This is a genomic window from Gilliamella sp. B3464, from assembly GCF_026536145.1.
Taxonomy (GTDB): domain Bacteria; phylum Pseudomonadota; class Gammaproteobacteria; order Enterobacterales; family Orbaceae; genus Gilliamella.
Map to the genome: position 1 here is coordinate 131,458 of NZ_JAFNOQ010000003.1, position 23,368 is coordinate 154,825.

Below are 23,368 nucleotides of genomic sequence, written 5' to 3' on the forward strand. Positions count from 1 at the left end.
GATCGACAATCAATGTCATAAACTAAATCTAAAATTGTTTCTATTTTACGCTTTTTCACCACATTCTAGAAATAGAATAAAGGTAAAAAAGCTTTTTTTAATAAATACGAGTAATATAGCCAGCTCATTTAAACTTATTCTGCGTATTTGACAAAAATTTATGGAAAAGCATATGTTTGATTATAAAATTCCGCTTAGCTTATATATTCATATGCCTTGGTGTGTTCAAAAATGTCCTTACTGTGATTTTAATTCACATACGGTGAAAAAAACACCTGATTATCAAGCTTATATTCAACATCTTATTGAAGATTTACGGCAAGATGTCAAACTGTGCCCTGATCGCTCAATTCACTCTATTTTTATCGGTGGAGGCACGCCAAGTCTATTTTCAGCCGAATTGATTAATCAGTTATTAATCGACGTTAATAAAATTATTCCAATAGAGAGCGAGGCAGAAATAACAATTGAAGCAAACCCAAATTCTGTTGATGTAGAAAGGTTTAAGGGTTATCAGCAAGCAGGAATTAATCGTATTTCAATTGGCGTGCAAAGCTTTCAATCGGCTAAACTAGTAAATTTAGGACGCATACATAACCCTGAAGAAGCCATAAATGCAGGTACTCTTGCTCATAACCTAAATTTACATAGTTTTAATTTAGACTTAATGCATGGCTTACCGAATCAATCCATTGATGATGCATTGTATGATTTAAAGCAAGCCATTAAGCTAGCCCCCCCGCATTTGTCTTGGTATCAACTAACTATTGAACCCAATACATTATTTGGTTCCAAACCACCAATCTTACCTGATGACGATAACCTATGGGAAATTTATCAACAAGGGCATCAACTTTTAACTCAACAAGGCTATCAACAATATGAAACCTCAGCATATGCCAAACCCGGCTATCAATGCGAACATAATTTAAATTATTGGCGTTTTGGTGATTATTTAGGGATTGGCTGCGGAGCGCATGGTAAAATTACCCAATCGAATGGCAAAATTACCCGGACAGTAAAAACACGTCACCCTAAAGGGTATTTAGAAGGTCGATATTTAGAACACGCTTATCAAGTAGCGTCGCAAGATCTACCCTTTGAATATTTTATGAATCGTTTCCGATTATTTGAAGCAACGCCCAAGCACGAATTTGAACAACGTACTTTTTTACCCTTGCAATCGGTAAGTAAGCAGATTGACCTTGCCATAGAGCAAAATTATTTGATTGAACATAAACATAATTGGCAAATAACCGAGCGCGGTAAGCTGTTTTTAAACTCATTATTGGAGATCTTCTTATAGATAACACAATAAAAAATAATGAATTAGTGACGAGAATAAAGCGATTTACACTTACTTAACAAGATAGATACAATCTATTTAAGCAATCATTTAGTTATCTTTACATACATTTTTTAAAAAAAGGCGCATACTAACACTCGACAATGCATTTATTTCATTGTTTTCCTATTCCTTATGTTTTCCCAATAACCATGTTATTGGGATTTTTTTTGCAAATTTGTTCAACTGATTTTATTTATATTTAGAAATAAATTGTTTTAATTCATCTAATGTCGATGTCCCTTCCATTGGACCTTTTTTAGATACAGCTAGAGCACCGCTCGCATTCGCATAGCGCAAAGCCTGTTTGACAGAATATCCGGCTAACATCAAACTCACAAAGGTTGCACCAAAACAGTCACCCGCTCCAGTTGGATCAATGACGTTTGTGGCAAAACCATCGACATGAAGTGTGTATAATTTATTTTTTTCATCGTGACCATAGTAGTCTGCACCATTACTACCTTTTTTCACCACAATATGTTTAATTCCTTTTTCGAGTAATGAAAACATGGTTTGTTGTTCACTCTCATCATGGCTATGGGCAAAATAACTGACCTCGCTTTCGCTTGGTAAAAATATGTCGGTATATTCCATGATATAATCAAACGATTGCTCCATTTCCTGAATATTAAACATCTCTTTACGCAAATTAGGATCAAACGAAATTGTGCCGCCATTTGTTTTAATAATATCAAGTGCTTTACGCATAGCATCAATGGCGCGAAAAGAATAAAGTGAAGAGCCCATAACGTGTAAATGGGTACAATCTTTTAGTAAACTTTCATTTATATGATTGAACGAAAGTAGACCACAGGCACTATTTGGGATATTAAAGATAAAATCGCGTTCATTTAAGTCTTTATAGGTTACAAATGCACTACCTGTATTAGCTTTATAATGCGAGGTAATCCCCTCAATAATCACACCATCTTGTTTTAATCGCTTAGTGCACATGTGACCAAAAGCATCTTTGCCAACACAACCAAAAAAAATAACTGGAAAACCTAATTTTGCAACTTGATCAGCAAATATTGCTGGTGCGCCACTGACAAAAGGTCCGACAAACTCACCCGGTTCGTCAAAACGTTGGTTTTTCTGTTTAGCTAAAAACTCAACTAGCAATTCTCCTATAGTACAAATCTTAAATTGCATATTACATCCCCTTTGCATTACGATAGATCACGCAAAATTTGTTAACCACATCTTGTTTAAAATTAGAATCTAATAATTGTTGATGATATTCGGTGACAACTGGTCTTGATAATATAACCGTATCTAAATGCTTTAGTTTTCCGATACTGTGTTCATCATTCATTACCAATCGTTGAGGTAAAAGGCCAATAGTATGGTCAGCATTTTTAAATATTTGTTGATATGTTTTTTGTTGATCAATATTAGCAATAATTAAATGATTATTAGCATTGATAGCTGCCAATTCGACAATAAAATGGGTAATAGAAAATTGGTTAACAACCTCAGTTAGGGCATTATTATTTTGCAAAATATTACCCTCTAAAAGCACCCCCCCCACTAATATGACTTCGGCATCTGAAAACTCCTTAACCAATTGAGCATTTTGAATATCATTCATAATTAATTTTAAGGATTTTTTATTATGCAAAAAAGGAATGAGTTTTCGAATTAAAGTGCCATGACCTAAAAAAAGTGTATCGCCATCATTTATATAATCTAAACAATTTTTAACGATATCGATTTCACTGATATTTAAATTGATATTACTATAATTTACAGAGTCGAAAGAAGTTTGGTTAGCCAAACTTTCAGGTGGAATATAAATTGCTCCACCAAAGGATCGTTTTAAATAACCTTGTTGTTCTAAATATGTTAAATCTTGCCGAATGGTAACATTAGATACTTGAAGCTTGTCAGATAAGTCATCTACTTTTACTTCACCTTGTTTACGTACGATTTCGGCAATATCTAACCTACGTTTTAGTAGGGCTGAAGACGCTCTAGCCAAATTTTATTTCCTATATAACTGATAAATATCTAAAGATGATAATAAAATTTATCATACAAGTGGTCAACATCAATTAATGTGAAGAAATTTATTCCTAAACATGAATCAATGTTAATTATCGCGATTTAGTAGTCTTAAATCAGCCTTGACCAGTTAAACGTTAAAATGCAACTTTAGCAACAAGTTTATCTTGTTCGACATATTAAAATCTATTTTTGTGATCCACCTCACGCTATTAACACTAGTATAACTTTCGTTTTGCAATCATAATTTAAAAAAATAACTTTCAATTCGAAAGTTAAAAAATTAAGTAGTTAATAAAAATTTTAGGAGAAGTTATATGTCAATTATTTCTAGCCACAATATGTTAAAAAAAGCGCAAAAAGAGCAATATGCCGTACCCGCCTTTAACATTCATAATTTAGAAACAATGCAAGTCATTGTAGAAACAGTTGCTCAATTACAGTCCCCTGTGATTTTAGCAGGAACCCCAGGAACCTATAGTTATGCAGGAACAGAAAATATTGTCGCTATTGCTTATGAGTTGTCGAAAAAACATAATGTTCCTTTAGCGCTTCATTTAGATCATCATGAAGACTATGATGATATAACAGCCAAAATCAATGCAGGTATTCGCTCTGTGATGATTGATGGTTCTCATTTTCCATTCGCTGAAAATGTTGCCATTGTTAAACGTGTCGTTGAATATGCTCACCGTTACGATGTCAGTGTAGAAGCAGAATTAGGACGACTAGGTGGCGTTGAAGATGACTTAGTTGTTGATGCTAAAGATGCTTTATACACTAATGCTAAACAAGCAGTTGAATTTATAGAAAAAACAGGTATTGACTCACTGGCAATTGCAATTGGCACTGCGCACGGTCTTTATAAATCAGAACCCAAACTAGACTTTGATCGTTTATCGGAAATACGTTCAATGGTCGATATTCCACTAGTATTACATGGCGCATCGGGCGTGCCAGATAAAGATGTACGTGAATGCATTAAACGCGGTATTTGTAAAGTCAATGTAGCGACAGAATTAAAAATCGCGTTTTCTGATGCCCTCAAACAATATTTTATTGAACATCCTGATGCAAATGACCCTCGTCACTATATGAAACCAGCAAAAGCAGCAATGAAAGAGATCGTCAAAAAAATCATCACAACATGCGGATGCGCAGGAAAATTATAGAGGCTAAGCATGATGATCTATACCTTAACACTCAATACCGCCATTGATATGAATATTCGTTGCCAAGGGCTTTATCCCAATTGTGTCAATCGTACTTCGCATACGGAATATAGCCCAAATGGTAAAGCTATCAATGTATCGATTGTATTACATAAATTCAATAAACCAACCTGTGCTTTAGGTTTCTTTGGTGGTTTTTCGGGTAAGTACATTGTTGATGAATTAACTAAATTGCAACTTGAAACCAAACCTTGCTTTATTGATGATATCACGCGTATCAATGTTTTTGTCAACGATGGGCATAATGAATATAAACTGGTGGGGAAAGGACCGTTTGTTCCTGATAACAAAAAAAGTGAAATGCTAGCGATTATTAGTTCATTAGCCAATGACAGTTATTTAGTGATCAGCGGAAGTCTGCCAAATAATATTGAACCAGATTATTATCAGTCTATCTTAGATTTATGTCTGTCCAAAAATATCCAAGTCATTCTTGATATTAGTCATCCCAAATTAAGTGAATTACTAAAGTATAAGCCATTATTAATTAAACCTAATGACGATGAACTAAAAGAAATTTTTGGACTTGAAACCAATACCCAACAGCAAATCATAACCGCACTTGAGGCTGTTCATTTAAAAGGCGCACAAAACATTTTATTAACAATGGGTGACAAAGGCATGTACTTTTCAGACGGCACGCATATTTGGTTTTGTAATGCGGTGAAAATAAATCTAGTTAGTTCGGCTTGTGCTGGTGACGCATCGCTTGCTGCATTTATTAGTGAGTGGCTTTTTGAACAACAAAATATTGAAAAAGCCATGAAAAAGGCCTCAGCAACAGGCGCTAATGTTGCCGAGTCAGATGGATTAGGTCAATTAGACAAAATTGACATTTATATGGGTCAAGTTGTCGTTACCCAAATCAAGTAAATAGGAGAGCATTATGAGAAAAATATTAGCTGTCACAGGATGTCCAACTGGTATTGCACATACATATATGGCGGAAGAAGCCTTAAAAAGCGCTGCCGAAAAAGCTGGCTTTGAAATAAAAGTAGAAACCAATGGCGCAGGCGGTGTTGATAACGCTATTACAGACGCAGATATTAGCGAGGCAATTGGGGTAATTATTGCTGCTGATAAAGATGTCAACCCTGACCGCTTTAATGGTTTACCTGTTATTGAAGTACCTGTTAAAGATGGTATTCATAAAGCTAAAGTACTTATTGAACAAATCACATCAGGCGCTGTTCCCATCCGTAAAGGCAAAAATAACAATTCAGACAAATCCAATTCATCATCTAACCAGATAGAAGTTAAAGAATCCATTGGTCGTCAAATTTATAAACACTTAATGAGCGGTGTTTCGAACATGTTACCCTTTGTGGTAGCTGGCGGGGTTTTAATTGCGTTATCGTTTTTATGGGGGATATATTCAGCTAACCCTGATAATGCTCAATATAATGAATTTGCCGCGTTATTAATGAAAATTGGTGGGCAAGCGTTTGGCATTATGGTTCCTATCTTTACCGGTTTCTTAGCGTACTCTATAGCTGGCCGACCAGGAATGGTTGCCGGGTTTGTCGGTGGACTGATTGCTAATATCACCGGAGCTGGGTTCCTTGGTGGGATTATTGCTGGTTTTGCTGCCGGTTATTTAATGCTGTTTGTCAAAAAATTGTTAGATGGACTTCCACGTTCATTTGAAGGGCTTAAATCCATTTTCATTATGCCACTCATTGGCGTATTTGTGATTGGTGCAGGTATGTTTTTACTCGGTGGTCCGATTGCGACAGTAAATAATGCCATGAAGTCTTTCCTCGAATCACTGCAATCTGCTAATCCTGTTTTATTAGGTATTGTTATTGGTGCGATGTGTTCATTCGACTTTGGTGGCCCAGTAAATAAAGCCGCTTACGTAACAGGTACCATGTTATTAGGTGAAGGCAATTTCTATTTTATGGCTGGTGTCTCTGCAGCTTGTATTGCACCCCCGTTTGTTATTGCTTTTTCAACAACAATCTTCCGCGATAAAGCCTTTACTGAAGAAGAGCGTGCAGCTGGACTGGTCAATTATATTTTGGGTTCAACACACATCACGGAAGGGGCAATACCTTTTGCAGCAAAAGATCCATTGCGCGTGATTCCAATTATGATGTTATCGTCTGCTATTGCAGCTGTTTTAACCTTTTTATGCCAAATTCAAGTCCCTGCACCTCACGGTGGTTTTTTAGTACTGCCACTGGTCAATAAACCATTTTTATGGGTAGGTTGCATTTTCGCGGGTGCAATAGTTGGCGCTATTTTATTAGGTTTAGTTCGTATGGCACAAAACAAAAAATTAGCCAATAAAGCAACAGTATAATCAACAAATTAGTCTACCGCTCATCAGCGGTAGACTAACAAAATAAGGATAACAAATGAGCGATTTAAAACTTAATGTCAATGATATTTCAATCATAGATGGCTCTTTTTCTAAACAAGAGGCGATAAGAGCGGTATCTGAAAAGATGATTAACGCGGGATTAGTCAAAAATGATTATACTCAAGCAATGTTCGATCGTGATGCTCAAATTTCGACTTTTTTGGGTAATGGTATAGCAATTCCACATGGCACAACCGAAAAACGTGATAGTGTTATCGAAACAGGACTTAAAGTGATTTATTATCCACAAGGTATCAAGTGGGATGAAGATAATAATATTGCTTATGTTGTCGTTGGCATTGCAGCTAAATCAAATGAGCACTTAGATATCTTACGTAAATTAACACGTGCCGTAATTGCAGACGATACACTTGAGCGCATCTTAGCCGTAAAAACACCAGAACAACTATTAGCCATTCTTCAAGGTAATTCATGATAATCACCGAATCAAGTATTCGCATTTAACTCATAGAGGTATCGGCATCTTATTAACAATAGATGCCGTTACTCAACTGAGCACAGTTCGTTTTTGCAATAGAAAATACAGTTCATTTATGAATAAAAATTTTTCAGGCGATTATGGATAATTGTCTTATCTTTTACCATTTCGAATGAAACTAAAAATCCCTGCCAATTAATACCTAAAACAATTAACATCTCGTCAAAGTCATAGTAATAACGCACCTGATCGTCATCAATAGAGTCTTTGAACTTAAAATTATGATTAAACTCATCTGTTAACTCAAACGGATGCCCCATTTTAAAATCAAAGCCTAGATAAGTTAAAATTTGATTAGCTTTATCACGTAAAAACGTGTTCTCCACCACATCTTCCAGTGATAATACTTCAACATGCCCCAAAATATAAAAAAACAGAATTTGATAACCACATACTTTTGCTATTCCAGATATATCCGCATAAATAAAATCATCGATAATTTGATACTCATCTAACGTAAAAAAATAATCGATATCCAGCTTGTTAAAGCTGTTTTTTTTATACAAAGGACGCCGTTCACTATTCAAATTAACGTTTTCCTTTTTTCAAAATAGGGAATTGAACTGTCATCAAATTGCAGATGATTTTCTTTTTAGAATAACGCGCATATCCTCACCAACTGCTGCAACTGATTCAAATTGAAATTGAGGAGCTAGGGATAATTTTTGCAAATTGGGTAAAATACACATATCGTTAGCATTATGACCTAGCAATTTTGGCGCATAATAAATAATCAGTTCATCAACTAAATTTTGTTCAATTAACGCACCAGCAAGGTGTGCACCTGCTTCAACCCAAACACTATTTATCTGCTTTTGCGCTAAGTTTTCGAGTAAAACGTTTAAATCAATATACTGATTAGCTGAAGGCTCTACAATCAACGATGTATTAGGCATTGCAATCGATAAATTTTGCTTTCGTACAACCCAAGTTTCACCGGGTTGTTGGAAAATATTTTCATCGCCGGTTAGTTGATGTTGACCATCAATAATTACTCTAATGGGTTGTCTAATCTTGTCTACAGGGTAGATTTTCTGTATGTCATCGGGTAATTGGTGATATCTAACGGTTAAACTTGCATTATCGGTTTGTACTGTTTTACGGGTACTTAATATACAACTGGCTTGAGCACGAAACTGTTGTACGTCTTCTCTGGCTTTGTTTGAGGTTATCCACTTACTTTCGCCTGATGCCATGGCGATTTTTCCGTCTAACGAAGCAGCCAGTTTAAGTTGGACAAAAGGTAAGCCTGTGCGCATACGTTTTAAAAAACCTTGATTAATCGCATCCGCTTGGTCAGCTAAAACACCAACAGTTACCGCTATACCAGCATCTTGTAAACGTTTAATACCATTACCGGCCACGTTAGGATTAGGATCTTGCATAGCAATCACAACACGCTTTATCCCTGATTTGATTAAGGCATCGGCACAAGGGGGAGTGCGTCCAAAATGACTACAAGGCTCTAATGTTACATATGCAGTTGCACCTACGGCATTAGCACCCGCCATTTGCAAAGCATAAACTTCCGCATGGGGTTGCCCCGCTTTTTGATGGTACCCCTTACCAATAATCTGATTATCTTTAACGATAATACAACCGACATTGGGATTAGGTGTTGTAGTAAAGCGACCAAGTTTAGCAAGCTCAATGGCTTGATTCATATAAAGTTGATCGGTATCGTAAGGCGTTGTCATAAGGGTCATTATTTTTGTTGTAATTTAGCAATTTCATTACTAAATTGTTCTATATCATCAAAACTAAAATAAACTGATGCAAAACGTATATAAGCGACTTTATCGAGGTTTTTTAACTCTTCAATAACGTAACTACCAATTAATTTTGCTGGCACTTCACGTTCACCGGTAGCTCTGATTTTTGATTTTATGCGCGTAATTGCATCTTCGATCGCATCAAAGCTAACTGGGCGTTTTTCTAGCGCTCGTTTTATTCCATTACGCAACTTATCTTCATTAAATGGTTCTCGAACTTTATTGCTTTTAATCACATTAGGCATAATTAATTCAGCCACTTCAAATGTGGTAAAACGCTCATTGCACTCAACACATTGACGACGACGACGGACTTGATAACCTTCACCAACAAGACGCGAATCAATCACCTTTGTATCATCTGCATTACAAAACGGACAGTACATAACAATATCCTTATAATGGCCTAATTGATATTACAATAGCTGAAAATAGTGATTTAAACAAGATATGTCTAAACAGCAAAATAAATACTATTGATTAGCGTTTACTAAAATAATGTATATGTGATTGAATGTAAAAATCGTGAGGATAAATTTAATAGCAAAATAAATAACTGAAATTAGCTAAACCATATTTGATGATAAAGAATAATCCGCCACCGATTGGCAGCGGAACTAATTTTACCAAGATAAATTAATTAAAAAATCACGTAATTTGGCAAAATCATTTGGCATATGATGCGAAAGTAGTGTCATATCTGCACGTTCAGCTAATGCTTTAGGCAGTGGAATTGATTTACCAAGAATATCTTCAACCACCTCTTTGAATTTTGCTGGATGAGCCGTACCTAAAAACAATCCATATTCACCTGCTTGCAGCTGATCACGTAATGCCCGATAAGCAATCGCACCATGAGGCTCAGACAAATAACCTTTTTTATCTAATTCTCTTACCGTTTGTGAAGCAACTTCATCAGACACCGCCGCATGCCCAAGTGATTTTAACACCCAGCCTTCGCGACGATAAATCTCTTCAATACGAGGCCAGTTATTCGGTTGACTCACATCCATAGCATTAGAAAGCGTAGCAACTGTTGCATGAGGCTCCCACTTTCCAGTTTCTAAATAGCGTGGCACCGTGTCGTTTGCATTCGTTGCAGCAATAAAACGTTTAATTGGTAACCCCATTGTTTTAGCCAATAAACCGGCTGTTAAATCACCAAAGTTACCACTAGGCACTGAAATCACTAATTGTTGACGTTGCGCTGGTGTCAGTTGAGCATAAGCTTCAAAATAGTAACAAATTTGTGCCAGTAAACGACTGATGTTAATCGAATTTGCAGAATTTAATCCAATTAGCGCTTTTAACTCTTCATCATCAAATGCTTTTTTAACTAAGGCTTGGCACGCATCAAAGTCACTTTTAATAGCGATAGTATGAATATTATCGCCCAAGGTGCAAAATAGCTTTTCTTGTAATGGACTAATTTTTCCTTCGGGATATAAAATGACAACACGAATATTAGGTAAATGATAAAAAGCATGCGCCACTGCGGCACCTGTATCACCCGAAGTTGCTGTTAATATCGTAATTTGTTTATCCGCAGCCACTTGCACTAACGCTTGTGCCATAAAACGTCCACCAAAATCTTTAAACGCAAGTGTTGGACCATGATATAACTCTAATGAACCAATATCTGCTTCAACCGATTTGACCGGCGCTGGAAATTGAAAAGCATTATTAACTAATCGATACATATCATCCTGACTAATTTCATCGCCAATAAACGCCGATAAAATTTTGGCGCTACGAGTTATAAAATCCAGTTTTAATAATGCTTCAATTTCATTTTCAGAAAATTTTGGTAATTCTTGCGGGAAAAATAGACCTTGCCCTCTTCCTAATCCTTGTTGCACAGCTTGGGAAAAGCTAACTTGCTGCGAATGATCTTTCAAATTGTACAATTTCATAATATGTTCCAGTTATATTTATGCTGTAATAATTTATTCGTTTTATTATCTATCAACCAAAAAAATAATTTTTTCAATTACGCTTTTTATAGGATTTTAAATAACTCTTGCACCTTGTGTATCTATTTTACAGATATGGGTAAAACCTTCATCATTTTGTAAATAATCACTTTTGAGTAATGCTTCAATTTGCTGAGCAATTTCAAGTTTATCAGCAATGACAAACATTGTTGGACCCGAACCCGAAATACCCGATGCTAACGCACCCAGCTGTTTAACACGTTTTTGCGTCTGATCAAAGTTAGGTAGTAACTGTTTACGATAAGGTTCAGCAATATTATCAACCAACATTGCCGCTGCTAATTTTGGTTGCTGAGTATAACAAGCATGCAAAAATCCACCTACATAGCGACCATGCGCAACACAGTCAGCTTTTTGATACTGAGCAGGTAAAATCGCACGCGCTTCAGCTGTCGACACTTTAATCCCCGGGTAAGCCATTACCCAGTACCAATCGTTAAAGTGCGGAATCGACTCACTGATTGTCCCGATTTCATCAATAATAAGTTGTAAACCACCTAAATAACAAGGCGCTACATTATCATAATGTACACTACCTGAAATTCGACCTTCAAGTTCACCCATCATTGACAACATTTGAAACTCGTTAAACGGTTTATCAAAAAATTCATTTAAAGCAACAAAAGCGCCAACGACAGAACAAGCACTAGAACCTAAACCAGAACCAATTGGCATATTCTTTTCAAGGGTCATATGCACGGGTAACGTTTTACCCATAGCTTGGCAAAATCGTTGCCAACATTGATAAACGATATTGTATTTTGGATCGCGCGGTAATTTTTTTACAAATTGCCCTTTACTGGTAAGAGTAAATTCTTCAGCGGGCGCAACAGTAATACAATCACCTAGCATCGCCCCACTAATGGGGTGAATTGCCGCACCTAAAATATCAAAACCTACACTAATATTTGCCATTGATGCTGGTGCATAAACCGTTAAAGATTGCTGTTTCATTTAGCCTCCAATCTTGCCTGATGTCGTACGTAAAATATCAGCAAAGACACCGGCTGCAGTTACATCATTGCCTGCACCATAACCCCGTAATACCAGTGGAATAGGTTGATAATAACGGGTATAAAATGCCAATGCATTCTCGCCATTTTTCACTTTGTAAAGTGGATCATCACTATCAACAGCTTCGATTTTAACGCTACATTGATTATTTTCGATACTACCAACATAACGTAATACTTTACCTTGTTTTGCTGCTTGCTCGGCTTTTAATTTAAACTCAGCATCAAGTTGCGGTAATTTAGCCATAAATTCATCCACATTACCTTGTGCATATTGTTCTGGTAAAACGGATTCAACATTAATTTGATCAAGCTCAAGCTGCAAACCCGCTTCTCTGGCTAGAATCAATAATTTTCTTGCCACATCGGTACCTGATAAATCATCACGAGGATCGGGTTCAGTAAAACCTTTTTCTTTAGCAAGTTTTGTTGCTTCAGATAGTGACATACCCTCATCAAGCTTACCAAAAATAAAGGATAATGAACCAGACAATATACCTGAAAATCTAATTAGCTCATCACCGGCATTAAGTAGATTTTGTAAATTTTCAATAACAGGGAGTCCTGCCCCAACATTGGTATCATATTGGAATTTACGTTTACTTTTAGCGGCTTCTTGACGTAAACGTAAATAGTAAGCCATTGAACTGGTATTAGCCTTTTTATTTGGCGTAACAACATGGAATCCATTAGCCAAAAAGTCAGCATATTTATCAGAAACTTCACTGCTTGATGTACAATCAACTAAAATTGGATTGAGTAATCGGTTATTCTTAGCAAATTCAATTATGCTATCTAAAGTATAGCTTGTTTCACTCTGTTTTATTTGCTCTCGCCAATTTGTCAGATTGATGCCATCTCGATTAAGTACACCGTGCTTAGAGTTAAATAACCCGCAAACATGCAGATCAACTTGTTTATTTTTGAGCCACTTTTGTTGTCGCTCAATTTGATCAATAAGCGCACCACCCACGCCACCAACACCAATTACAAAAACATCCAGCATTTTATCGGTACCAAATAACATTTGATGAGTAACTCTTACGCCCATCACTGCAACATCATTATCAACTACAACCGAAATTGAGCGCTCGGACGAACCTTGAGCAATGGCAACAATATTAATATTGGCGCGAGCCAATGCTGTAAAGAAATTAGCAGAAAGTCCACGTAAAGTGCGCATTCCATCACCCACAACTGAAATAATCGCTAGTTTTTCGATGACTTCAATTGGCTCTAATAATCCATCTTTTAATTCTAAATAAAATTCATCACCTAATGCTTCTTCTGCTCGATAGAGCTCTGCTTGTGGTACACAAAAGCTAATACTATATTCTGAGGAAGATTGAGTAATGAGAACAACCGAAATACCCGCGTAAGACATAGCGGAAAAAACACGCGCCGACATACCAACCATACCTTTTAAGCCTGGGCCTGATACGTTAATCATCGCCATATTATTTAAGTTAGTGATGCCTTTTACTGGGGTTGTTGAATCAACAACATTTGCACCGATGAGTGTGCCGGGTGCATCTGGGTTATTGGTATTTTTAATTAAACATGGGATTTGGAATTGTGCAATCGGCAAAATGGTTCTAGGGTGAAGCACTTTAGCACCAAAATAAGACAGTTCCATCGCTTCTTGATAAGACATGGTTTTAAGCAATTTAGCATCTGGCACAATTCGCGGATCACAGGTATAGACGCCATCTACATCGGTCCAAATTTCACAACAACTTGCACGCAAACAGGCGGCTAATACTGATGCGGAATAATCTGAACCATTACGACCAAGCACAACAAGTTCGCCTTTATCATTTCCAGCGGTAAAACCTGGCATTAAAATAATATGATCTTGTGGAATATGCATTTCGCTAATGCGATGTGAGGATTCTGCTATATCGACGGTAGATTCTAGATAACCGCCTTCAGCAATGAGCATTGCGACAGGATTAATTACTGTGACTAAGTGCCCTTTTGCCTTGAGCAACTCTTGCATGATAGCAATTGATAGTTTTTCGCCTCGGCAAATAATTGAAGCGTTAATGCTATCTGGACATTGCCCTAATAAACGAATGCCTTCTAATAATTGCTTGATATTATTTAATTCATCTAAAGCAAAACTTTTCATTTTATCGTAGGCAAAATTAGGGTGTTCTTTTGCGATACCGGCTAATAGATCAGCAAATATTTTTTCAGCATCATAAATATTATTCTGTATATCTTGCCCTGCTACGGTTTTTTCAACCATCGCAACCAGATGATTAGTAATCTTAGCTGGTGCAGATAAAACTGTTGCAGTTTGTTCTTGCTTAGCATTATTTTCAATAATTTCTGCAACTCGCAAAAAACGTTCTGCGTTAGCGACAGAGGTCCCGCCAAATTTCAAAACTTTCATATCACACCTTTACTTATTATCCTAATTTATGCCAATTAAAATTCAAAATACCCGTTTACCTAAACCACTGAATAGTTTTTGAAAACAGGCGTATCATTTTGAGCTATATTATTTTTTTCAAATGCCTATTTTTAAGGTTCTTGAACATGTTTTATATAAACTAAAAACCCGCTTTTTTCAGCGGGTTTTTTATATTTTTTTAAGGAAAAATCAACCCGCCCTATAGTGAATAATAGTGCCTAAGGTGCCAATAATGCCTGAAATGATCATTAACATTGTCATCATTTTTCCTAATTAGTTTTTACTCTAAACAAAACAGCCCGACACTTTCATGTCAGGCTGTTATTTAAAATACTTTTTTGCTATTTTCGTACTCATTAACTACCTTATTCAAAGCTTGATAAAGAGTTTTAGCGTCTTGTTTTTTTAACGCTTCATCAAGAATATTAAGATAAGATAGCATAACTTTTTGATTCTCTTCGGCGAATTTTGGTGAAACTTCCTGATCTTCATATAACATGACATAAGTACGCGCAAAACCAAAGATCAAAAAATAAACTGAAGCATTGTTTGGATCTTCTTGAATCAATGTACGCATAGCTTTACGCAGTTTTACATAACTATCTGTACCCGGCAAGCTTGTCGCAAATGTTTTCGTTACTTCAGTAAATGTCATTACCATTAACCTCAATCAAAATTACAAGGGAAAAGGATAGCAATCCATTGACAGAAGTGCAAGTCTATTTTGTTAACCATATCTATTTTTTTAACATTAAACCGCGTCGATATTGTTTATCCAATATCGACGTCAATTATCTATTTAGTTTCTTTATAAACGGCTAATCCAGCAGAAGCTTGAGCAACTGGCATAATTTCGAGTGCATTGACATTAAAATGTGTTGGTGTGTTAACCAGCCATGAAACAGTGTTAGCAATATCTTCAGGTGTTATATAGTCAACCCCTTCATACACGGCTGCTGCTTGTTCATTATTACCATGAAATCTGACATTAGAAAATTCAGTCCCACCACACAATCCAGGCTCTATATTTGTGACTCTAATTTTTTTGCCTAACAAATCTGTACGTAAATTCGCACTAAATTGTTTAACAAAGGCTTTTGTTGCGCCATAGACATTTCCACCTTTGTAAGCATAAGTCCCTGCGACAGAGCCAAGATTAATTATGTAACCAAAGTTTCGTTCAACCATGCCAGGTAAAAGATGGTGAGTCAAATGAATTAAGCCAACTATGTTAGTTTGAACCATTGTTTCCCAATCTTCATAATTAGCTTGATAAGCGGGTTCTAATCCCAAGGCTAATCCTGCATTATTTATTAAAATATCGATAGGTTGAAACTCTTTAGGCAATTGTAACAAGATTGATTCTACGGCATCTTTTTTAGTGACATCTAAAGGCAATGCACAAAAATTAGCACCTAATTCTTCTGCTAACTTTTGTAATTTATCTGCGCGCCTTGCCACACCAATGACTTTATATCCATCATCAATCAATTTACGACAAATAGCCTGACCAAATCCAGAAGAGGCACCGGTAACTAATGCGATATTCATAATAAATCTCCTTATATTCTAAATATTAAATCTGAGTATATTCTTTAAATTATTAAATGAATAGACAAAAAGTGGCAATTAAATAAATAGATTAAGCCGTATTTTTAAAAAAATTTGTTTAAGATAAAAGGATTGTTAAAATATAAAAAAACCCGCTAGTTAAGCGGGTTGATATTTAGCGGTTCATTTGGCTGTTTCTTCAGAAGGCTCTTCATCTTTTAGAGGAACTATCAATGTATCAATATGGGTATTGTTGATAAGCTGACGAGCAGAAGACATTAACTTGCTCCAAAAGTCTTGGTGGTGACCACAAACGACCAAATCAATACTATATTCATGAATAGCTTCAATTAAGACTTGACCAAACTCGCCATTTCCAGAAAGAGTATGTGCAATCGGGTATCCAGCATCATCGGCTAATTTATTCAATGCAAGATGCGCATCTTCAGTAATACGATCTTTCATATCATTCATATTGATATCAACTAAACCAGTGTAAAGATCTGAATAGTTAATACCAACATGAATTAAGGATACTTGAGCATTATATGGTCTAGCCATAGAGACTGCTTTTTCGACAAGAACCTCACTTTCAGGTGATAAGTCAACTGCGACTAATATATGTTTATAAGCCATGATACTTTACTCCTTCTTATTGTTAACGTCCTAGTTAAGTTAAAATCAGTACTCTATTTTTACTACTAAATTAATTTTTGAGCAAGCCAAAAAAGTGAGCCAGATAACAAAATCGATATTGGTAGGGTTAATATCCAAGTTAATGCAATATTTTTAATCGTTTTACTTTGCACACCACCACCATCAACGATCATTGTACCTGCAACAGAGGAAGAAAGTACTTGAGTAGTTGAAACTGGCATACCGGTATAACTCGCAATACCAATAGATAATGCGGTAGTAATTTGTGCTGATACGCCTTGTGCGTAAGTCATACCTTTTTTACCAATTTTTTCACCAATAGTAATAGCGACACGTCGCCAACCAATCATTGTTCCAACCGCTAATGCAGACGCTACAGCAATAATTATCCAAATTGGTGCGTATTCAATAGTTTTAAGTAAATCATCATTTAATGATTTTAAATATTGTTTATCTTGTGAAGAGACATTGGGTTGCTTAGCCACGTGAGAAACCGTATCAGATAAGCATAATAATATACGTCGGGTTTGTGAACGTTGCTCGACGGTTAAGGATTCATAATCATTAATTTTATTGAATAAATTATTAGCAATGCCTAAAGTGATAAATGAACGGGAATAATCACAATGGTACTTATTCAGGTCGCCTTCAGGAATACTAGTATCTAAAGCGGGTTGTTTACCAATAACATTCATCAGATCATCATTATGTGTTACAAAGTACTCTTGAATATTATGAATCGCATTACGGGTATTGGTAATTTCATAAGTAGATGCGCCCATATTAACAATAAACCCAGCAGGAGCAATGCCCATTAAGACCAGCATTAATAAACCAATACCTTTTTGCCCATCGTTAGCGCCATGTGAAAAACTTACACCAGCGGCAGATATAATAAGCATTATGCGGATCCAGAATGGTGGTTTTTTCTTACCGTAAAGTTTTTCACGTTGTTCTGGCGTCATAAAGATACGTTCACGTTTTTTACTGCTTTTTTTACTTTGGCTTTTACGAGTCCAATACTTTCGCAGTAAAAAAATCATTAATCCTGCAAGCACAAGCCCAACAACAGGAGAAATAATTAAGGACAAGAAGATTTGTAACATTTTCGGAATATTTAATGCATCAATAATTGAGGTATCCATAATAAATGCATTTGCAATTGCCACACCAATAATTGAGCCTATCAGCGTATGTGAACTCGATGCTGGAAGCCCAACATACCAGGTACCTAAATTCCAAAGGATAGCGGCAAATAGAATAGAAAACACCATCGCAAGCCCATGTAATGAACTTACATTAAGCAATAAATCAGTTGGTAATAGGTGCACTATAGCATAAGCGACACTAAGACCACCGAGCAAAACACCAAAAAAATTAAACATACCTGCCATAAAAACGGCAAGCTGTTCTTTTAATGCTCTAGTATAAATGACTGTTGCAACCGCATTAGCTGTATCATGAAAGCCATTAATTGCTTCATAAAAAAGCACAAAAAATAGCGCCAAAACTAGTAATACAATGGTGGAAAATTCTAAATCAGCAAATAGATGTAACATAATATATCTTTCTGTTGTTAATAGCGCTTCTATTATCCTTGAGAATTAAGCAATGAGCAAAACAATTTTTATATTTTTCGTTTGGCATAGCGAGCAGCTAATACTGCACAAATCATTAATTGAACTTGGTGAAAAATCATCAATGGTAAAATCATTATTCCCATAACAGAAATAGGAAAGATAACGCTTGCCATAGGAATACCACTTGCTAGACTTTTTTTCGAACCACAAAACACAATGGTGATTTCATCTTCTTTATTAAAACCAAGCAACCGTGAACCATACGTAGTAATAAGTAATACAATGGTTAATAACACAATTGAATAGAAAATTATTTGTACCAGTGATAGTAAGCTAATTTCTGACCAAATACCATTTGCCACCGCATCACTAAAAGCAACATAAACCACCAATAAAATCGAAATACGATCAGTTTTAGAAATGACACTTTTATATTTATCTACCCATTTACCAATAAAACGTCTGGATAAATGACCAAGAATAAAAGGTAACATTAGCTTTAACATAATAGATGAAATTGCATCAAGCATACTCATAGAGCCTGATGATTGTGTATTCATTAATAAACCCACTAATATTGGAGTAATAAATACACCCAATAATGTCGATGCCGATGCACTACAAATGGCAGCAGCGACATTGCCTCTTGCGATTGAAGTAAACGCAATTGCAGATTGCACGGTTGCAGGTAATACACAAAGGTAAACAAATCCTTGATAAAGTTCTTGTGATAAAAAAGTGGGGACTAAAAAATGCATCATTATTCCCAGTACAGGAAAAATGATAAAAGTAGTGCTAAAAATGAATAGATGTAAACGCCAATTTTTTATGCCAGTTATGATGGCATCTAATGAAAGTTTTGCGCCATGCATAAAAAAAAGCAAACCAATTGCAAAGGTGGTCAAGTATTGAAACACAACTTTTGTTTGCCCTTCACAAGGAAAAAAGCTAGCTGTGATAACAACACAAATCAGTGTTAGCAAAAAAGGATCAATTTTAAAACGTTGTAGTATATTCATGGCGTTGAGTATAATAAGTCAAAAAAAATCGCCACAAAAGTGGCGATATAAATGGGTAAAAATAATTATTCTAAGAAGCTACGAAGTACGTCAGAACGACTAGGGTGACGTAGTTTACGTAAAGCTTTAGCTTCAATTTGACGAATACGTTCACGTGTTACATCAAATTGTTTACCAACTTCTTCAAGCGTATGATCGGTATTCATATCAATACCAAATCGCATACGTAATACTTTCGCTTCTCTTGGCGTTAATCCAGATAAGATATCACGTGTTGCACTTCGTAAACTTTCAGAAGTTGCCGCATCCAATGGTTGCTCAAGTGCAGTATCCTCGATAAAGTCACCTAAATGTGAATCTTCATCATCACCAACTGGTGTTTCCATCGAAATTGGCTCTTTAGCAATTTTGAGTACTTTACGGATTTTATCTTCCGGCATTTGCATACGCTCTGATAACTCTTCCGGTGTTGGTTCACGCCCTATTTCTTGTAACATTTGACGTGAAATACGATTCAATTTATTAATGGTTTCGATCATATGAACCGGAATACGAATTGTTCTTGCTTGGTCAGCAATTGAACGAGTGATTGCTTGTCTAATCCACCATGTTGCATAGGTTGAAAATTTATAACCACGTCGATATTCGAACTTATCAACTGCCTTCATCAAACCAATATTACCTTCTTGAATAAGATCCAAGAATTGTAATCCACGATTGGTATATTTTTTCGCAATAGAAATTACCAAACGTAAATTGGCTTCTACCATCTCTTTTTTAGCACGACGAGCTTTCGCTTCACCAATCGACATTCGTCGATTAATATCTTTAATTTGCTCTATCGAAAGATTGGTTTCAATTTCGATTTGCTGTAATAAGTTAATTTCAGCTTGGATGGGTTCTTCAAACTCTTTTAAGCTTGCCGCAAAAGCACCTTTAGCAGTTAATGCTTTATTGAACCAGCTCATATTATTTTCATTGCCAGTAAAATGCGTCATAAATTGCTTTTTCGGCATTTTGCATTGCTCAACACAGATCTTCATAATCGCACGTTCATGCGCTCTGACACGATCCATCATACTTCTCATATTGTTAACAAGAATATCAAATTGCTTGCCAACTAAACGGAATTGTTTAAATATTTCAGATAGATTTTCGATCTCTTGTTGTGCTTTTTTATGCGCACGACCATACTTTTTGATCGCTTCAGATGTTTTATCATGCTGTTCTTTTAATTCAGCAAATTTAGCTCTAGCAACTTCAGGATCGATAGATACATCATCATCGGCTGAAGAGTCTCCCTCTTCTTCTTCGTTTTCATCATCGCTATCATCAAGCTCAATTTCTGCTTCACTGTCTTCAAGTTCTTCAGGTAACTCTTCTGTTGACTCTTCAGCATTAGGATCCACAAAACCGGTAATGAGGTCAGATAAACGAACTTCACCACTTTCAATTAGATTATATTGTTCTAAAAGATAAGTGATAGCTTCTGGGTATTCTGATACCGAAGTTTGAACTTGGTTAATCCCATCTTCAATGCGTTTTGCTATGTCAATTTCGCCTTCGCGAGTTAATAGTTCAACCGCACCCATTTCACGCATATACATACGCACAGGATCAGTTGTTCGACCTATTTCTGACTCAACATTTGATAATACTAATGCTGTTGCCGCTTCTACCGCTTCTTCATCAGGGACATTATCTGAAAGTAACAACTCATCAGAATCTGGGGCTTCTTCTAATACCTGAATCCCCATGTCATTAATCATTTGGATAATATCTTCAATCTGATCTGAATCAATAATTTCTTCTGGCAAGTGATCGTTGACATCAGCATAGGTCAAGTATCCTAGCTCCTTACCTCGGATGATCAGGAGTTTTAACTGTGATTGAGAATTTTGCTCCATAAAAGGTGTCCACATTTAGTTATTCGGTCATGTATATTGTATAGGTATAACTTAAAAAGTTTTATATTACCTATACCCAGTATATTTAGTCTTTTTTTGATAAAACAAGTATAAGCGTCGCTAATTCTTTTTTCTCTGCAGTACTTAAGCCTGAGACTCTCTCTTTTGCGATAAGTTCATCTTGTCTTTGGGTGAGTATATTATCATACAACTCTTTTAAAGTATGAGAAAAAATTGAGCTTACTTCCTCATCTTGATAATGGTACTCAAATGTTGCCAACCGGTTTAATTGCTTATAAAACGGTCTATTAATACATTCAGTCAATATCTGTGCAGTAGTTATATTTGGGTAACGCTGACATAATTCAAGCAATTCAATAAAAATATCAATACCAGCTAATTTAACTTGGCGCATAACTGCAATATCAGTCACTTGTTTGGCAAGATTCGGATATTGAATCAATAAACCAATCAAAATACGCATAGTGGTTAATTTCATCTGAGATGCAGGTGCTATCTCAGTCACTTTATCTTCGCCTTTTTGACGACTTGTCGACATTAATTGCTCTATTTGAGTTACATCAAGTAACCCCAAATAACGCCCAAGTTGTTGCAATAAATTTAATCGAAACGCTTTGGCTTTAATTTGATCTAACAAAGGAATCGCTAAAGAACTTAATTTTGCTTTTCCCTCTGCTGTTTTCAAATCAACTTGTTTAAGCAATTCATCAAATAAGAATTCAGATAAAGTTGGCGCAGTTTTCAGATAATCTTCAAATCCATCTTTACCAACTTTACGTACAAAACTATCAGGATCTTCATCCTGAGGTAAAAAAACAAAGGTAATTTTTTTACCATCAATCAGGCAAGGTAATAAAACATTCAATGCCCGCCAAGCAGCACTGCGTCCGGCATTATCACCATCATAACAAAATATGACTGAATCGCTTGCTCTAAACAATAATTTGATATGCTCTTCCGACGTCGAAGTACCTAACGCAGCTACCGCATAATCTATACCATATTGTGCTAGCGAAACCACATCCATATACCCTTCAACAACAATAAGTTTTTCAGGATTTCGGTTGACTTCTTGCGCTTCATAAAGTCCATAGAGTTGAAAACCTTTATGAAAGATTGGTGTTTCGGGTGAATTAATGTACTTCGCCGAATCATTAATGATTGTTCGCCCACCAAATGCAATTACATTACCTTGCCTATCACGAATAGGAAACATAATGCGTCCTCGAAAACGATCATATTGGTTGCCATTATCATTAGTAACTAACATTCCGGCCTGATTATACAATGTTGACTCGGCATTGCTTTTCACTACATTTTGCGAAGTTAAACGCCATTCATTAGGTGCATAGCCAATTTTATATCTAGCGATAATTTCATGATTTAGACCTCGTTGCTCAAGATAATGTTGTGCATCAATCGAGGTAGGTAATGCTAACTGCTGTTGGTAAAAATGAGTGATTTTTGCCATCAGTGTATACAGGTCTTTACGGACATTACGTGATTCAATATGTTTCGCTTGATCATCTTGCTTATTATCCGTATCAGTATAAGGAACACGAATTCCTTGCATACTGGCTAACTCTTCTATCGCTTCAGGAAACGATAAACGATCATATTGCATTAAAAAATTAACAACAGAGCCAGATGCACCACAGCCAAAACAATAGTAAATCTGTTTTTTTTCACTGAGTGAAAAAGAGGCCGTTTTTTCATCATGGAAAGGGCAACAACCAAAGTAGTTATTTCCTTTCTTTTTCATTTTGACGCGTTTGCCGATCACATCAAGAATATTGGTGCGAGCAATCAAATCTAAAATAAAATCGCGAGGAATAAGACCTTTCATGATAAAAATTCAACCGATATCAATGTTGGCATTACACAAAGACAACAAGCCGTATCTATGGGTACGGCTTGTTAAAAATTCTTTATATCAAAAATAGATAAAATTGATTTTTTATATCAATGATAATTTTCTGTATAAATA

The 23,368-nt window shown here is 35.9% G+C and carries 20 protein-coding genes; 5 read left to right on the forward strand and 15 right to left on the reverse strand.

Annotated elements, in window-relative coordinates; translation table 11 throughout:
- Positions 1-172: 172 nt before the first annotated feature.
- On the forward strand, positions 173-1,306 hold the full coding sequence (gene hemW / locus J3U57_RS04590; protein ID WP_267343961.1) for a radical SAM family heme chaperone HemW: 1,134 nt from the start codon (positions 173-175) through the stop codon (positions 1,304-1,306).
- 231 nt (positions 1,307-1,537) lie between these two features.
- Here hemW and J3U57_RS04595 read toward each other — a convergent pair whose 3' ends face one another.
- Entirely contained in the window at positions 1,538-2,500 is a 963-nt protein-coding gene (locus J3U57_RS04595; protein ID WP_267333558.1) for a sugar kinase, read from the reverse strand.
- 1 nt (position 2,501) lies between these two features.
- On the reverse strand, positions 2,502-3,329 hold the full coding sequence (locus tag J3U57_RS04600; RefSeq protein ID WP_267333559.1) for a DeoR/GlpR family DNA-binding transcription regulator: 828 nt from the start codon (positions 3,327-3,329) through the stop codon (positions 2,502-2,504).
- 340 nt (positions 3,330-3,669) lie between these two features.
- On the opposite strand from J3U57_RS04600, the gene J3U57_RS04605 reads away from it, so the two are divergent.
- Genes J3U57_RS04605 through J3U57_RS04620 form a run of 4 tightly spaced genes read left to right on the forward strand, consistent with a single transcriptional unit; the run spans position 3,670 to position 7,385 of the window.
- Complete coding sequence (locus J3U57_RS04605; RefSeq protein WP_267333560.1) at positions 3,670-4,524, forward strand: tagatose bisphosphate family class II aldolase; 855 nt, start codon at positions 3,670-3,672, stop codon at positions 4,522-4,524.
- 12 nt (positions 4,525-4,536) lie between these two features.
- Entirely contained in the window at positions 4,537-5,457 is a 921-nt protein-coding gene (gene pfkB, locus J3U57_RS04610) for a 1-phosphofructokinase (protein WP_416379583.1), read from the forward strand.
- Between the two features lie 13 nt (positions 5,458-5,470).
- Positions 5,471-6,889: a PTS fructose transporter subunit IIC gene (locus J3U57_RS04615; protein ID WP_267343962.1), complete on the forward strand. Its 1,419-nt coding sequence runs from the start codon at positions 5,471-5,473 to the stop codon at positions 6,887-6,889.
- Positions 6,890-6,944: 55 nt separating this feature from the next.
- A complete protein-coding gene (locus J3U57_RS04620) occupies positions 6,945-7,385 on the forward strand; it encodes a PTS sugar transporter subunit IIA (RefSeq protein ID WP_267333563.1) in 441 nt (146 codons plus the stop codon).
- A 116-nt stretch (positions 7,386-7,501) separates the two neighbouring features.
- Here J3U57_RS04620 and J3U57_RS04625 read toward each other — a convergent pair whose 3' ends face one another.
- The 13 genes from J3U57_RS04625 to dnaG all read right to left on the reverse strand — a co-directional run bounded on the left by J3U57_RS04625 (position 7,502) and on the right by dnaG (position 23,227).
- Complete coding sequence (locus J3U57_RS04625; protein ID WP_267343963.1) at positions 7,502-7,975, reverse strand: hypothetical protein; 474 nt, start codon at positions 7,973-7,975, stop codon at positions 7,502-7,504.
- A 42-nt stretch (positions 7,976-8,017) separates the two neighbouring features.
- Complete coding sequence (gene ribD, locus J3U57_RS04630; protein ID WP_267343964.1) at positions 8,018-9,145, reverse strand: bifunctional diaminohydroxyphosphoribosylaminopyrimidine deaminase/5-amino-6-(5-phosphoribosylamino)uracil reductase RibD; 1,128 nt, start codon at positions 9,143-9,145, stop codon at positions 8,018-8,020.
- 8 nt (positions 9,146-9,153) lie between these two features.
- The gene (gene nrdR / locus J3U57_RS04635; protein ID WP_065633897.1) at positions 9,154-9,606 is read right to left on the reverse strand and encodes a transcriptional regulator NrdR; all 453 of its coding nucleotides are present in this window, start codon (positions 9,604-9,606) and stop codon (positions 9,154-9,156) included.
- 237 nt (positions 9,607-9,843) lie between these two features.
- Positions 9,844-11,133, reverse strand: a complete 1,290-nt coding sequence (thrC, locus tag J3U57_RS04640; RefSeq protein WP_267333566.1) for a threonine synthase — start codon at positions 11,131-11,133, stop codon at positions 9,844-9,846.
- A gap of 96 nt (positions 11,134-11,229) precedes the next feature.
- Positions 11,230-12,168, reverse strand: a complete 939-nt coding sequence (gene thrB / locus J3U57_RS04645; protein WP_065633899.1) for a homoserine kinase — start codon at positions 12,166-12,168, stop codon at positions 11,230-11,232.
- Positions 12,169-14,625, reverse strand: coding sequence for a bifunctional aspartate kinase/homoserine dehydrogenase I (gene thrA, locus J3U57_RS04650; RefSeq protein ID WP_267333567.1), 2,457 nt, complete (start codon positions 14,623-14,625; stop codon positions 12,169-12,171).
- Between the two features lie 346 nt (positions 14,626-14,971).
- Positions 14,972-15,301 carry a hypothetical protein gene (locus J3U57_RS04655; protein WP_065633901.1) on the reverse strand — a complete coding sequence of 110 codons (330 nt, stop codon included), beginning with the start codon at positions 15,299-15,301 and terminating at the stop codon, positions 14,972-14,974.
- 140 nt (positions 15,302-15,441) lie between these two features.
- The gene (locus J3U57_RS04660; RefSeq protein WP_267333568.1) at positions 15,442-16,197 is read right to left on the reverse strand and encodes an SDR family oxidoreductase; all 756 of its coding nucleotides are present in this window, start codon (positions 16,195-16,197) and stop codon (positions 15,442-15,444) included.
- Positions 16,198-16,380: 183 nt separating this feature from the next.
- On the reverse strand, positions 16,381-16,833 hold the full coding sequence (gene uspA, locus J3U57_RS04665; RefSeq protein ID WP_267333569.1) for a universal stress protein UspA: 453 nt from the start codon (positions 16,831-16,833) through the stop codon (positions 16,381-16,383).
- 65 nt (positions 16,834-16,898) lie between these two features.
- Complete coding sequence (gene pitA, locus J3U57_RS04670) at positions 16,899-18,413, reverse strand: inorganic phosphate transporter PitA (protein ID WP_267333570.1); 1,515 nt, start codon at positions 18,411-18,413, stop codon at positions 16,899-16,901.
- A gap of 68 nt (positions 18,414-18,481) precedes the next feature.
- A complete protein-coding gene (locus J3U57_RS04675; RefSeq protein ID WP_267333571.1) occupies positions 18,482-19,453 on the reverse strand; it encodes a bile acid:sodium symporter family protein in 972 nt (323 codons plus the stop codon).
- A 65-nt stretch (positions 19,454-19,518) separates the two neighbouring features.
- Positions 19,519-21,360, reverse strand: a complete 1,842-nt coding sequence (gene rpoD, locus J3U57_RS04680) for an RNA polymerase sigma factor RpoD (protein ID WP_267333572.1) — start codon at positions 21,358-21,360, stop codon at positions 19,519-19,521.
- Positions 21,361-21,445: 85 nt separating this feature from the next.
- A complete protein-coding gene (dnaG, locus tag J3U57_RS04685) occupies positions 21,446-23,227 on the reverse strand; it encodes a DNA primase (protein ID WP_267333573.1) in 1,782 nt (593 codons plus the stop codon).
- Positions 23,228-23,368 lie beyond the last annotated feature (141 nt).